The sequence below is a fragment of the Streptomyces viridochromogenes genome (genome assembly GCF_001270495.1).
Lineage (GTDB): Bacteria > Actinomycetota > Actinomycetes > Streptomycetales > Streptomycetaceae > Streptomyces > Streptomyces viridochromogenes_A.
This window is the reverse complement of sequence record NZ_LGUR01000184.1, coordinates 49437-62646: the sequence shown is the minus strand read 5'-3', so window position 1 is coordinate 62646 and position 13210 is coordinate 49437. Positions and strand designations below refer to the sequence as shown.

At 70.1% G+C, this 13210-nt stretch carries 14 protein-coding genes; 8 read left to right on the top strand and 6 right to left on the bottom strand.

What is annotated here, in order from left to right; translation table 11 throughout:
- Positions 1-33 precede the first annotated feature (33 nt).
- From ADK36_RS18350 to ADK36_RS18335, 4 genes are all read left to right on the top strand, one after another.
- Positions 34-1029: a GlxA family transcriptional regulator gene (locus tag ADK36_RS18350; protein WP_053198318.1), complete on the top strand. Its 996-nt coding sequence runs from the start codon at positions 34-36 to the stop codon at positions 1027-1029.
- Positions 1026-1568, top strand: a complete 543-nt coding sequence (locus ADK36_RS18345) for a GNAT family N-acetyltransferase (RefSeq protein WP_053198297.1) — start codon at positions 1026-1028, stop codon at positions 1566-1568. The genes ADK36_RS18350 and ADK36_RS18345 overlap by 4 nt, the downstream gene beginning before the upstream one ends.
- Before the next feature lie 75 nt (positions 1569-1643).
- Positions 1644-2360 (top strand): DsbA family oxidoreductase, encoded by a 717-nt coding sequence (locus tag ADK36_RS18340; protein WP_048583634.1) that lies wholly within the window; start codon positions 1644-1646, stop codon positions 2358-2360.
- A gap of 107 nt (positions 2361-2467) precedes the next feature.
- Positions 2468-3520: an aminotransferase class V-fold PLP-dependent enzyme gene (locus ADK36_RS18335; RefSeq protein ID WP_053198294.1), complete on the top strand. Its 1053-nt coding sequence runs from the start codon at positions 2468-2470 to the stop codon at positions 3518-3520.
- A gap of 339 nt (positions 3521-3859) precedes the next feature.
- Here ADK36_RS18335 and thpD read toward each other — a convergent pair whose 3' ends face one another.
- The 6 genes from thpD to ADK36_RS18305 form a co-directional block, all read right to left on the bottom strand.
- Positions 3860-4762 carry an ectoine hydroxylase gene (gene thpD / locus ADK36_RS18330; RefSeq protein WP_048583632.1) on the bottom strand — a complete coding sequence of 301 codons (903 nt, stop codon included), beginning with the start codon at positions 4760-4762 and terminating at the stop codon, positions 3860-3862.
- A gap of 7 nt (positions 4763-4769) precedes the next feature.
- Positions 4770-5174, bottom strand: a complete 405-nt coding sequence (locus tag ADK36_RS18325) for an ectoine synthase (protein ID WP_048583631.1) — start codon at positions 5172-5174, stop codon at positions 4770-4772.
- 28 nt (positions 5175-5202) lie between these two features.
- Positions 5203-6474, bottom strand: a complete 1272-nt coding sequence (gene ectB / locus ADK36_RS18320; RefSeq protein ID WP_048583630.1) for a diaminobutyrate--2-oxoglutarate transaminase — start codon at positions 6472-6474, stop codon at positions 5203-5205.
- A 34-nt stretch (positions 6475-6508) separates the two neighbouring features.
- The gene (gene ectA, locus ADK36_RS18315; protein WP_048583629.1) at positions 6509-7015 is read right to left on the bottom strand and encodes a diaminobutyrate acetyltransferase; all 507 of its coding nucleotides are present in this window, start codon (positions 7013-7015) and stop codon (positions 6509-6511) included.
- Between the two features lie 306 nt (positions 7016-7321).
- Complete coding sequence (locus tag ADK36_RS18310) at positions 7322-7864, bottom strand: DinB family protein (protein ID WP_053198292.1); 543 nt, start codon at positions 7862-7864, stop codon at positions 7322-7324.
- Positions 7865-8072: 208 nt separating this feature from the next.
- Positions 8073-9188 (bottom strand): pyridoxal-phosphate-dependent aminotransferase family protein, encoded by a 1116-nt coding sequence (locus ADK36_RS18305; RefSeq protein WP_053198290.1) that lies wholly within the window; start codon positions 9186-9188, stop codon positions 8073-8075.
- A gap of 173 nt (positions 9189-9361) precedes the next feature.
- On the opposite strand from ADK36_RS18305, the gene ADK36_RS18300 reads away from it, so the two are divergent.
- The 4 genes from ADK36_RS18300 to ADK36_RS18285 are packed head-to-tail and all read left to right on the top strand — an operon-like array spanning position 9362 to position 12974.
- On the top strand, positions 9362-10213 hold the full coding sequence (locus ADK36_RS18300) for an ABC transporter substrate-binding protein (RefSeq protein WP_048583626.1): 852 nt from the start codon (positions 9362-9364) through the stop codon (positions 10211-10213).
- Positions 10210-11043 (top strand): amino acid ABC transporter permease, encoded by an 834-nt coding sequence (locus ADK36_RS18295; RefSeq protein WP_053198288.1) that lies wholly within the window; start codon positions 10210-10212, stop codon positions 11041-11043. Before ADK36_RS18300 ends, ADK36_RS18295 begins: the two co-directional genes overlap by 4 nt.
- Positions 11040-11855: an amino acid ABC transporter ATP-binding protein gene (locus ADK36_RS18290; RefSeq protein WP_048583624.1), complete on the top strand. Its 816-nt coding sequence runs from the start codon at positions 11040-11042 to the stop codon at positions 11853-11855. The genes ADK36_RS18295 and ADK36_RS18290 overlap by 4 nt, the downstream gene beginning before the upstream one ends.
- A 27-nt stretch (positions 11856-11882) precedes the next feature.
- Complete coding sequence (locus ADK36_RS18285) at positions 11883-12974, top strand: amidohydrolase family protein (RefSeq protein ID WP_048583623.1); 1092 nt, start codon at positions 11883-11885, stop codon at positions 12972-12974.
- The last annotated feature ends 236 nt before the right edge of the window (positions 12975-13210 follow it).

Sequence of the window (13210 nt, the reverse complement as noted above, 5' to 3'; positions counted from 1 at the left end):
GGCCGGAATGCCATGCACCCGGAGGTTCTGGCCATGCCCCGCTCCCGCGCCCCCCACCGCATCGTCGTCGTCGCGCCCTCGCCCGTCTCGATGTTCAACATCGCCGTCCCGGAGATGCTGTTCGGCAAGGTCGACGTCGACGGGCGGCCCGGCTACGAGGTGGTCATCTGCGCGGCCGAGCCGGGACCGGTGCCCACCAGCGGCGGGCTCGACCTGTACGTACGCCATGGACTCGACGCCGTGCGCGAGGCGGACACGGTGCTCGTCGCCGGGACCGGGGAACCCTTCGAGCCGGAGTCCAGGATCGTGACCGCCGTGCGGGAGGCGGCCGACGCCGGCAAGCGGATCGCCTCGCTGTGCACCGGTGCCTTCCAGCTCGCCGAGGCGGGCCTGCTGCACGGGCGCAGGGCCACGACGTACTGGGCGCACGCCGACGAACTGCGCCGCCGCTACCCGCACGTCCAGCTCTGCGGGGACGTGCTGTACGTCCAGGACGGGCCCTACGTCACCTCCTCCGGCTACGCCGCCGGCATCGACCTGTGCCTGCACGTCATCCGCACCGACTACGGCGCCGCCGTCGCCAACGACGTCGCCCGGCGTGCCCTCGTCGCGCCCGTACGGCCGGGCGGCCAGACCCAGTTCACCCAGACCCCGCTGCCACCCGAGCGCGGCACCGCCTGCGCCGACACCCGCGGCTGGGCCATGCGCAACCTCGACAAGCCGCTCACCCTCACCGACCTGGCCCGCCACGCCGGCGTCAGCGTCCGCACCCTCACCCGCCGCTTCCACGCCGAGAGCGGGGTGAGCCCGTTGCAGTGGCTGCTCCACCAGCGCATCGAGCGCGCCAAGGAACTGCTGGAGACCACCGCCCTGCCCATGGACCAGGTGGCCCACGCCAGCGGTCTGGGGACGGCCGACTCGCTGCGGGGGCATCTGGTCCGGCGTACGGGGCTGACGCCGAGTGCGTACCGGGCGCAGTTCAGCAGGCTCGGAACCGGCGCCGCCAGGGCCACGTCCTCCGTTGCATGATCCATGACCGAGTGCCCGCGAGCCGTGTCATCCGCACCGTCGTACCCGCCGAGGCCGAGGACGTCGTCGCGCTGCACGCCCGCGCCCGGGCGACGTACTACCCCGACGGGATCCCGCAGGACGGCACCGACTGGCTCGCCGCCTGGCAGAGCGCCATCGCGCGGCCGGACGGGCATGTGCTGTGCGTCGTCGAGCAGAGCCGGATCGTCGGTCTCGCGTCCTTCCGCACCCCGGAGGGCGCCCCCGCCGACACGGTCAAGCTGTTCCAGTTCCACGTCGACCCCGACCGGTGGGGTCGCGGCGTCGGCACCGCCCTGCACGCCGCCTGTGTGGAGGAGTGGCGGGCCGACGGGAAGCGCACGGCCGTGCTCGACGTGCACGTGGACAACCGGCGTGCGCGGACCTTCTACGCGGGCCGGGGCTGGCGTCCGGACCCGCGGAACCCGCCCGCCGACGGGGATCACCATGTGAACCTGTGCTTCTCCGTGACCGGGAACCAACCAGGCGACCGGGGAACGAACCCGGCGACCGGGGAATGAACCCCCGCTGATTGAATGTTCATGCACTAAGCGGAGGGAGTCTCCGAACCCGTTCGAGTGGAGAGAGCCACAGACATGCGCGTCGAGATCTGGAGCGACATCGCCTGCCCCTGGTGCTACGTGGGCAAGGCCCGCTTCGAGAAGGCGCTCAGGGCCTTCCCGCACCGCGACCAGGTCGAGGTGGTGCACCGCTCGTTCGAGCTGGACCCGGGGCGTGACAAGGCCGAGACCGGCCCCGTCATCCCCATGATCGCCAAGAAGTACGGCATCAGCGAGGCGCAGGCCGAGGCCGCCGAGGACAACCTGGGCGTGCAGGCCGCCGCCGAGGGCCTGGAGTACCGCACCCGGGGCCGGGACAACGGCAACACCTTCGACATGCACCGACTGCTGCACCTCGCCAAGAAGCAGGGCAGGCAGGACGCGCTGATCCAGGCCTTCTACCGGGCGAACTTCGCCGAGGAGCGGTCCGTCTTCGCCGAGGGCGACGAGCGGCTCGTGGAGCTGGCCGTCGCCGCCGGGCTCGACGCCGACGACGTCCGCAAGGTCCTCGCCGACCCCGACGCCTACGCCGACGACGTCCGCGCCGACGAGCGGGAGGCCGCCCAGCTCGGCGCGACCGGCGTGCCGTTCTTCGTCCTCGACCGCAAGTTCGGCGTCTCCGGCGCCCAGCCCGCCGAGGTCTTCGAGCAGGCCCTGACGCAGGCATGGGGCGACCGGTCGCCGCTGACGCTCATCGACCAGGGTGACGCGGACGCGTGCGGTCCCGACGGATGCGCGGTGCCGCAGCGCTGAGCTGCCGAGCGAACGCGCAGGTCGGGGCCGATCTATAAGCACTGCTTAGCGAAACCACGTAAAGAATCGCAATGGACCGAGAGGTGCCGAGGCTTCAGAGTGGAGCCATGGAGACCTTCGAGAGCCTGGTCCGTGCCGAGTTCGCCCCGAAGAACGTCTATCTCAACACCGCGAGCAACGGCCTGCTGCCGGCCCGCACCGTCACCGCCCTGCACCGGGCCGTGCGGATGCGGGCCGAGGGCACGCCGCTCGGCCCCCTGTACGAGGACGCGGAGGCCGTCCGCGCCTCGTTCGCCCGGCTGGCCGGCGTGCCCGTCGAGCGGGTCGCGACCGGGGCCTCGGTCGCCGAGTACGGCGGACTCATCGCCGCCTCGCTCCCCGCCGGAGCCGAAATCCTCACCGCGGAGGCCGACTTCTCCTCCCTGGTGAACCCCTTCCACATGCGCGGCGACCTCAAGGTGCGCGCCGTCCCGCTGGACCGCCTCGCCGAGTCCGTCCGCCCGGACACCGCCCTCGTCGCGGTCAGCGCCGCGCAGTCCGCCGACGGCCGGATCGCCGACCTGCCCGCCGTGCGCGCGGCGGCACGGGCGCACGGGGCGCGCACCTACGTCGACGCCTCCCAGTCGGCCGGATGGCTGCCGCTGGACGCCGGGGCGTACGACTTCGTCGCCGCCGTCGGCTTCAAGTGGCTGCTCGGCCCGCACGGCGTGGCGTTCTGCGTCGTCCCGGAGGACTTCGGCGGGCTCACGCCGCTGCTCGCCGGGTGGGTCGCCGGAGAGGCCCCCTGGGACAGCTGCTACGGCCCCGTCGAGGACCTCGCCCGCTCCGCACGGCGCTTCGACATCAGCCCCAGCCTCTTCAGCCACGCCGGGCTCCGCGCGTCCCTGGAGCTGATCGAGGAACTCGGCGTGTCCGCCATCCAGGCCCACGACCTGGACCTCGCCGACCGCTTCCGCGCGGGACTCGCGACCCTCGGCCACGAACCGGTCCCCTCGCCCGGCTCGGCGATCGTCTCCGTACCCGGACTCGGCCACCGCCAGCCCGAGTTGAGCGCCGCCGGAATCGAGGTCTCCAACCGCGCGGGCAACCTCCGCGCGGCCTTCCACCTCTACAACACGCCGGCCGACGTCGAACGCCTACTGGACGTCCTGTCCTCCTGAACCGCCTGCGCCCCCGGGCGGCGCCGCCGCCTAAGGGGCGCGGGGCTGTATCTATGTGCGGCTCCGCCGCATGCGCGCGACAAGCCACGACGTACCCGCACTCGCCACGAGGCCGTACCCCCCTGATCCCTTGGGCGCCGGGCGGCGCAGCCGCTCAAGGGGCGCGGGGAACGGCGCGACAAGCCACGACGTACCCGCACTCGCCACGAGGCCGCACCCCCCGAGCTCTTGGGCGCCCCGCCCCGCCCAGCGCAGCGACAACGCAGCGACAACGCGGCCCGCCGTACGGAACGTACTGGAGCGGGCCGCGTCGCCGCGTTGCTGTGCGGGGTGCCTCGGTCACTTCACCGGCGTGAAGTCCCTCGCCCCGATGAACTCCGGCCGCCGTACGGGAGCCGCGAAGGGCTCGACCGCCGTGTTCTCCACGCTGTTGAACACGATGAACACGTTGCTGCGCGGGAACGGCGTGATGTTGTCGCCGGAGCCGTGCATGCAGTTGCAGTCGAACCAGGTCGCCGAACCGGCCTTGCCCGTGAAGAGCTTGATGCCGTACTCGGAGGCCATCTTGGTCAGCGCCTCGTCGGACGGTGTGCCCGCGTCCTGCATCTGGAGGGACTTCTTGTAGTTGTCCGTGGGCGTGGCACCCGCGCAGCCGAGGAACGTACGGTGCGAGCCGGGCATGATCATGAGCCCGCCGTTGGTGTCGTAGTTCTCGGTCAGCGCGATCGAGACGGACACCGTCCGCATGTTCGGCAGGCCGTCCTCGGCGTGCCAGGTCTCGAAGTCGGAGTGCCAGTAGAAGCCACTGGCCCCGAAGCCCGGCTTGACGTTGATCCGCGACTGGTGGACGTACACGTCCGAGCCGAGGATCTGCCGCGCCCGTCCGACGACCCGCTCGTCGCGCACCAGGGAGGCGAACACCTCACTGATCCTGTGCACTTCGAAGACGGACCGGATCTCCTTGGACTTCGGCTCGATGATCGAGCGCTCGTCCGCGCGGATCGCCGGGTCGGTGACCAGCCGCTCCAGCTCCTGCGCGTAGACCGCGACCTCGTCCTCGGTGATGAGCTGGTCGATGGCGAGGAAGCCGTCGCGCTCGAAGGACTGCAGGTCGCCGGTCGCGATCGGGCCGGGGGTGTCGGGGGAGCCCCACACGACAGGGTCCTGTCGCGGGGTCGACACCTCGGTGGCGCCGCGGCTGGGGTAGAGATCGGTGACGTTTGCGGTCATGGCGGTGGTCATGGGGTTCTCACACCTCCTCGGGCTCGGTGAGCAGCGGGTACACGCCGTTCTCGTCGTGGTCCTCCCGGCCGGTCACGGGCGGGTTGAAGACGCACAGGCAGCGGAAGTCCTCCTTGATCCGCAGCGTGTGCCTCTCGTGCCCGTCCAGGAGGTACATGGTCCCGGGCGTGATCAGGTGCGTCCGCCCGGTCTCGTGGTCGGTCAGCTCGGCCTCGCCCTCGACGCAGACGACGGCCTCGATGTGGTTCGCGTACCACATCGACGTCTCCGTACCCGCGTACAGGATCGTCTCGTGCAGGGAGAAGCCGACCTTCTCCTTGGCGAGGACGATGCGCTTGCTCTCCCAGGTGCCGGACGCCGATTTCACATGGCGGTCGGTTCCTTCGATGTCCTTGAACGAACGGACGATCACGGTGCTGCGATGCCTCCTAGGTGGTGTTTCAGATGGTTTCCCGGACGGAGCGGGCGAGGACGCTGAGTCCCTCGTCCAGTTCCTCCGGGGTGATCGTGAGCGCCGGAAGCAGCTTCACGACCTCGCTCTCGGGGCCCGACGTCTCGATGAGCAGGCCGAGTTCGAAGGCACGGTGCGCGACGCGTCCGGCGCGCTCCTTGTCGTGGAACTCCAGGCCCCACACGAGCCCACGCCCGCGGTACTCCTTCACGTCGGCGAGGTTCTCCTCCGTGATGGAGATGAGCGCCTGCTCGATCTGCTCACCGCGCTTGCGGGTCTGCTTCTCCATCGCGGACCCGTCCGCCCAGTAAGCCTCCAGGGCGGCGGTGGCCGTGACGAAGGCCGGGTTGTTGCCGCGGAAGGTGCCGTTGTGCTCGCCCGGCTCCCAGATGTCCAGCTCGGGCTTGAACAGGCACAGGGACATGGGCAGTCCGTAGCCGCTGATCGACTTCGACACGGTGACGATGTCCGGGGTGATGCCCGCCTCCTCGAAGGAGAAGAAGGCACCGGTGCGTCCGCACCCCATCTGGATGTCGTCGACGATGAGCAGCATGTCCTGCCGCTCGCACAGCTCGGCGAGCGCCCGCAGCCACTCCGGGCGGGCGACGTTGATGCCGCCCTCGCCCTGCACGGTCTCGACGATCACGGCGGCGGGCTTGTTGAGCCCGGACCCCTGGTCCTCGAGCAGCCGCTCGAACCACAGGAAGTCCTCGACCGTTCCGTCGAAGTAGTTGTCGAACGGCATCGGCGTCCCGTGCACCAGCGGAATCCCCGCCCCGGCCCGCTTGAAGGCGTTGCCGGTGACGGCGAGCGAGCCCAGGGACATCCCGTGGAAGGCGTTGGTGAACGAGACGATGGCCTCGCGCCCCTTCACCTTCCGCGCCAGCTTGAGCGCCGACTCGACGGCGTTCGTCCCGGTCGGCCCCGGGAACATGACCTTGTACGGCAGGTCGCGCGGGCGCAGTACCAGGTCCTGGAAGGTCTGGAGGAAGGCCCGCTTGGCGCTGGTGGACATGTCGAGTCCGTGCGTGACGCCGTCCCGCTCCAGGTAGTCGATCAACGCCCGTTTCAGGACCGGGTTGTTGTGCCCGTAGTTCAGCGAACCGGCGCCGGCGAAGAAGTCCAGGTACTCGTGGCCGTCCTCGTCGTACATACGGCTGCCGCGCGCGCGGTCGAAGACGGTGGGCCAGCCGCGGCAGTAGCTGCGCACCTCGGACTCCAGGGTCTCGAAGACGCTGAGGTCGGGCTGGGTGATGGTCACGACGAATCGCTCCTCGTTACGTGGGGGGAGAAAGTCAGCGGGAGAGGGGACCGATGCGGTACAGGACCTCGGGGTCGTGCGGCCCGTCGGGGAACAGGCTGGTGGGGAACAGCACCTCGCGCTCCAGGGCGGCACCGTGCCGCTCGGCGAAGGCGTCGAACAGGCGCTCGGAGGCGATGTTGCCGGGTGTGATGGTGGTCTCGACGTTCGTGACGCCGTGCTCGTCGGCGACCCGTGCGACGAGCCCGTCGAGCAGCGCGGCGGCGATGCCGCGTCCGCGGTGGGCGTCGTCCACGGCCACCTGCCAGACGAGGAGCACGTGCGGGCGCTCCGGTCGTACGTATCCGGTGACGAAGCCGACCGGCTCCCCGCGCTCGTCGCGGGCGACGGCCGACGTGCCGGCGAAGTCGCGGCACCACAGCAGATAGCTGTACGACGAGTTGAGGTCGAGGGCCTTGGAGTCTCTGGCAATCCGCCACAGCGCGGCCCCGTCGGCCACCGCCGGACGGTCGATTTGCAGGTCTGCTTGTGCGGCAGTCATGCGAATTGAATTTACCGAGAGAAATTCGAAATTGCATGGCCGTGTGGGGTTACGTATGGGCGGTGGGTGTGTTATCGCGCGGGCGTGAGGGGTGTGGCCCACAGGGGGTTAATCGCCCGATTTCATCCCTTTAATCCCGCGCAAACCGGACGCAATGTGGAACGCGTCACAGCCATGTAACTCCCACGACTCCTGCCCGAATTGCTCCATGTCGCGTTCGCGGAATCTTTGCGTTTAGGTCTGGAGAAAGCGGGCAGAAGAAGATGGGAAGCTACCCTTAAAAGAATTCCCGGAATTACGTTGAATTCAGGCTCCGGTTACACCGTCGATACGCTCTCGCAGAATGTCGGCGTGACCGTTGTGCCGTGCGTACTCCTCGATCATGTGAATGAGCACCCAGCGGAGACTGACCTCGACCCCTGTCATGGGTCCGTCCGTGATCAGCCCGGCACTCTCCAGCGACCGCCCGGCACACACCTCACGCCCCCGGGCGATCTCCCGCCGCCACACGTCCAGCGCCTGGTCGATCCCCCGCGCGCCGTCGAGGACGTACCCGCTCTCGTTGCCCGCTCCGTACACCGGCGGCACGTCGTGCCCCCCGACCACCCGCTGGAACCAGTTCCGCTCGACCTCCGCGAGATGCTGTACCAGGCCGAGCAGGGTCAGCCCCGAGGGCTCGGCGGACGGGAGCCGCACCTGGGCGTCGTCCAGTCCCGCGCACTTCAGCTCCAGCGTGGCGCGGTGGAAGGCCAGCCAGCTCTCCAGCATGGGGTGCTCGTCGCCGGTCAGGAGAGGGATGGGGCGGCCGTCGGGAAGGTTCGTGGGTGTGGGCGCGTCGGCTGTGGTCATACGGGGAGCGTGGCAGGGCGGCCCGACGGCGGCAGGGCTTTCGCGCCCAGCGAATCCGACCCCCGTTTCCTCGCCCAAACGCCGGAGGGGCTGGATGTTCAGCCCGTCCGGCGTTTGAGGACGAGGCCCGCAGGGCCGAAGCGGGGGTCTGAGGGCGGCAGCCCCCAGGGACGGGACGGGTAGGGGCGGCGGGGGCGAGGAAAAGGTGCTACCGCCAACCGGCGTCCACCGCCCGCAACGCCCCCTCCACATCCACACCCAGCCCTTCCGCCGCCAGCGCGGCGCCCAGCGCCGCCACACACCCCCGCACCACGTCCACCGCCGCGTCACCCCCGTAGTGATTGACCCGGATCATCTCCTTGGCGAGCGCCCCACCCCCCGCGGCCAGCGGCAACCCGGCGTCACCCGCCACCGCCCGAGCCACCACCTCCGACGCCACCACCCCCGCCGGCACCCTCAGCGTCGTAGCGACCGGAGCGGCCTCCCGCGCGTCGTACACATACGGCTCCAGCCCCCCGCCCAGAGCCACCGCACCGGCCCGAGCCGACACCGCGGCGGCCCGGTGCCGAGCCATCACCGCCTCCAGCCCGTCCGCCTCGATCCGCTCCACGCACGCCTCAAGCGCCAGCATCTCCAGCTGGGCGGGCGCATGCAGCAGCGCCTTCCGCCCGCCGTCGACCCACCGCTCCTTCCAGTCCAGCAGCGACAGATACGACCGCCGCGGCGCCCCCGGATTCGCGGCCATCCGCGCCCACGCCCGCTCGCTCACCGACACCGCCGACACCCCGGCCGGCCCGCCCATCGCCTTCTGCGCCCCGATGACGCACAGGTCCACACCCCACGCGTCCGGCAGCACCGGCTCGGCCCCGATCGACGCCACGGCGTCCAGGTAGAACAGCGCCCCGTGCGCCCGCACGACCTCGCCGATCTCCGCCACGGGGTTGGTGTTGCCGGTCGCCGCCTCCGCGTGCACCAGGGACACGAAGTCGATCTCCGGGTGCTCGGCGAAGGACTCCCGGATCTGGTCCGCGGTGACCGCCGTATGGAAGGGCACCGCCAGGTCGATCACGGTCGCGCCGCAGTCCCGCAGCCAGTCCCCGAAGGTCTGCCCGTACGGACCGGTGATCACGTTCAGCGCGACCGTGCCGGGCCCGGCCGTCCCCCGGATCGCCCCCTCCAGCGGCAGCAGCGCCTCGCCCTGCATGATCACGACGTCCTGCTCGGTGCCGAGCAGCCGTGCCACCCGGTCCTCGATGGCGGCGAATCGGGCGGCGCTCAGCGGAGCCAGGTCCAGGAAGGGATGGGTCGAGGCGGGATGGGTCACGGCGGGCTCTCTTCGCTCCGGGGGTCGACGTGACGAGCGTAACCGCGAGCCTCAACGCCCCTTCCCACACCCGACTTCTTAGGTCGAACGGCGCCTTAACCATCGGTTTGGTTTGGGGATCTCAAACCTCTCCTTATAATCGGAACTCACAGTTCCCTGACAGGAGGCTCCCCGTGAAGACGACCTTCGGGCGCCGGACCCGCGTTCTGGCCGCCACCACCGCGACGGCCGGGCTGGTGCTCGTGGCCGGCTGCTCCTCCGACGACAACGGCGGCGGCGGTACGAAGACGGCGGCCGGCGGTGTCGAAGTCGTCAAGGCGGGCCAGCTCACCACCTGCACCCACCTGCCGTACCCGCCCTTCCAGTCGGAGATCGACGGCAAGGTGCAGGGCTTCGACGTCGCCCTCATCGACCTGGTCGCGGACGACCTCGGCGTGAAGCAGACGATCGTCGACCAGCCCTTCGAGAACTTCAAGACCGGCGGCTCCCTCAACGCCGGCAGCTGCGACCTCGCCGCCGCCGGCATGACCATCACCGAGGAGCGCAAGAAGAACGTCGACTTCTCGGACCCGTACTTCGAGGCCACCCAGGCCGTCCTGGTCGACAAGAAGAGCGGCATCTCCTCCTTCGCGGACCTCAAGGGCAGGAAGGTCGGCGCCCAGGCGCAGACGACCGGCGAGGACTACGCCAAGAGCAAGGGCCTGGACCCGGTCTCCTTCGAGTCCTCCGACGCCGTGATCAACGGCCTGCGCACCGGGCAGGTCGAGGCGGTCGTCATCGACTACCCGGTCGTCCAGGGCTGGCTGAAGGACAAGGCCAACGCAGCCGCCTTCGAGGTCGCCGAGCAGATCAACACCGGCGAGCAGTACGGCTTCACGGTGAAGAAGGGCAACACCAAGCTCCGCGAGGCCATCAACAAGGCGATCGCCGACGCCAAGGCCGACGGCACGTACAAGAAGCTGTACGAGAAGTGGATCGGCCCGTACGACGAGTCCGCGGCGTCCGCGTCCCCGTCCGCCTCATGACCGGCACGGACGTACCGCTCCAGCCCAGGAGGAAGGGCCTGACCCGGCGCCAGAAGCGCAGCCTGTCGCGCGGCGTCCAGTACGTCGTCTTCGTCGCGGCCGTGATCGCCTTCGCGGTCGCGGCCGACTGGGACCGGCTGGCGAACCAGTTCGCGCAAGAGGACATCGCCCGGCAGATGTTCCCGGACGTCATCACGCTCGCGCTGAAGAACACCGTGCTGTACACCCTGTCCGGCTTCGCCGTCGGGCTGGTCCTCGGCATGGTGATCGCGCTGATGCGGCTGTCGTCCGTGGGGCCGTACCGCTGGCTCGCCGGCGTCTACATCGAGATCTTCCGCGGGCTGCCCGCCCTGCTGATCTTCATCTTCATCGGGGTCGCCGTGCCGCTGGCCTTCCCGGGCACGGAGATCCCGGGCGGTACGTACGGCAAGGTGGCCCTCGCGCTCGGCCTGGTGGCCGCCGCGTACATGGCCGAGACGATCCGCGCGGGCATCCAGGCCGTGCCCAAGGGACAGATGGAGGCGGCGCGCTCGCTGGGCTTCTCGCCCGCCCGCGCCATGATCTCGATCATCATCCCGCAGGCGTTCCGGATCATCCTGCCGCCGCTGACCAACGAACTCGTCCTGCTCTTCAAGGACTCCTCGCTGGTGCTGTTCCTCGGCGTGACACTGGAGGAGCGCGAACTGTCCAAGTTCGGCCGTGACCTGGCCAGCCAGACCGCCAACTCCACGCCGATCCTGGTCGCCGGCCTGTGCTACCTCCTGGTGACCATCCCGCTCGGCTTCGTCGTACGCCGTATGGAGACGAAAGCCCAGGAGGCCGTGAAGTGACAGAGAAGACCCAGGCCGCCGGCTCCCGCCCGGAGATCGAAGTCCGTGGCCTGCACAAGTCCTTCGGCGACAACGAGGTGCTGCGCGGCATCGACCTGGAGATCGGCCAGGGCGAGGTCGTGTGCGTCATCGGCCCGTCCGGCTCGGGCAAGTCGACCCTGCTGCGCTGTGTGAACCTGCTCGAAGAGCCCACCAAGGGCCAGGTCTTCGTCGGCGGCACCGAGCTCACCGACCCGGACGTCGACATCGACGCCGTACGCCGCCGTATCGGCATGGTCTTCCAGCAGTTCAACCTCTTCCCGCACCTCACGGTGACCGAGAACCTCAGCCTGCCGCAGCGCCGGGTGCTCCGGCGCGACAAGGCCACGGCCGCCAAGGTCGCCGCCGAGAACCTGGAGCGGGTCGGCCTGTCGGAGAAGGCGACGGCATACCCGGCGTCCCTCTCCGGCGGCCAGCAGCAGCGCGTCGCCATCGCCCGCGCGCTCGCCATGGGCCCCGAGGTGATGCTCTTCGACGAGCCGACGTCGGCGCTGGACCCCGAGCTGGTGGGGGACGTACTGGCCGTGATGCGCATGCTCGCGAACGAGGGCATGACGATGATGGTCGTCACCCACGAGATGACCTTCGCACGCGAGGTCGCCGACCGGGTCGTCTTCATGGACGGCGGAGTGATCGTCGAGGACGGCACCCCCGACCAGGTCATCGGCAACCCGCAGCACGAACGCACCCGCCATTTCCTATCGCGGCTGCTGGACCCGGCGATGGCCGAGGTCGAGGAGGAGACCTCCGACCAGGTGGGCAAGGGGGACTAGGGCCTGTCCGGTCATTAGGGTGCAGTCATGAGCGATCGCGCGGTGCTGCACGTGAAGGGCCGGGTCCTCGTCGGGTCCGACGACGTCCGGGACGAGCTGTGGGTCGTCGACGGCCGGATCTCGTACGACCGTCCCGTCGACGCCCGGGACGTCCGGACCGTCGAGGGCTGGGTCCTGCCCGGTCTCGTCGACGCGCACTGCCATGTGGGCCTGGGCGCGCACGGTCCGGTCGACGACGACGTGGCGGAGAAGCAGGCGCTCACCGACCGGGAGGCGGGCACCCTGCTGATCCGCGACGCCGGCTCGCCCTCCGACACCCGCTGGGTCGACGACCGCGAGGACCTGCCGAAGATCATCAGGGCCGGCCGGCACATCGCCCGCACCCGCCGCTACATCCGTGGCTACGCCCACGAGATCGAACCGGAGGACCTCGTCGCCTACGTCGCCCAGGAGGCCCGGCGCGGCGACGGCTGGGTCAAGCTGGTCGGCGACTGGATCGACCGCGACCTCGGGGACCTGGCGCCCACCTGGCCACGCGCGGCGGTCGAGGCGGGCATAGCGGAGGCCCACCGGCTCGGCGCCCGGGTCACCGCGCACTGTTTCGCCGAGAACTCGCTGCGCGACCTCGTCGAGGCGGGCATCGACTGCATCGAGCACGCGACGGGCCTGACGGAGGACCTGATCCCGCTGTTCGCCGAGCGCGGGGTGGCGATCGTGCCGACCCTGGTCAACATCGCGACCTTCCCGAAGCTGGCCGACGGCGGCGAGTCCAGGTTCCCCCGCTGGTCGGCCCATATGCGCCGGCTCCACGAACGACGCTACGACACGGTCCGCTCCGCCTACGACGCCGGCATCCCGGTCTTCGTCGGCACGGACGCGGGCGGCACCCTGCCCCACGGCCTGGTGGCGGCCGAGGTGGCCGAACTGGTCACCGCCGGGATCCCCGCCGTCGAGGCCCTCGCGGCGACGACCTGGTCGGCCCGGACCTGGCTCGGCCGACCCGGCCTGGAGGAGGGCGCCGCGGCGGACCTCGTGGTGTACGAGTCCGACCCGCGAGCGGACGTACGTGTCCTTGCGGCGCCTCGGCGGATCGTGCTGAACGGGCAGGTCGTCGGCTGACCTCCACGGGGCACGACGCCGCGTGACGGAGGGTTACGGAACCGCGCGGTATGCCGTCGTGCACGCCGTCTCGCGCTCCGGGGCGTCAACCCGAGTATTCGGAAAGATGCCGGTGCGACGGTGAAAGCATGGAACACCCGTGCCGCACGATTCGAAAAGGTTCACGGAAACCCCACGTAGGAGTGAAGTCCTGGCGGATTGCTGACTGTTCACTCTCGGTACGCGATTCTTGCCGG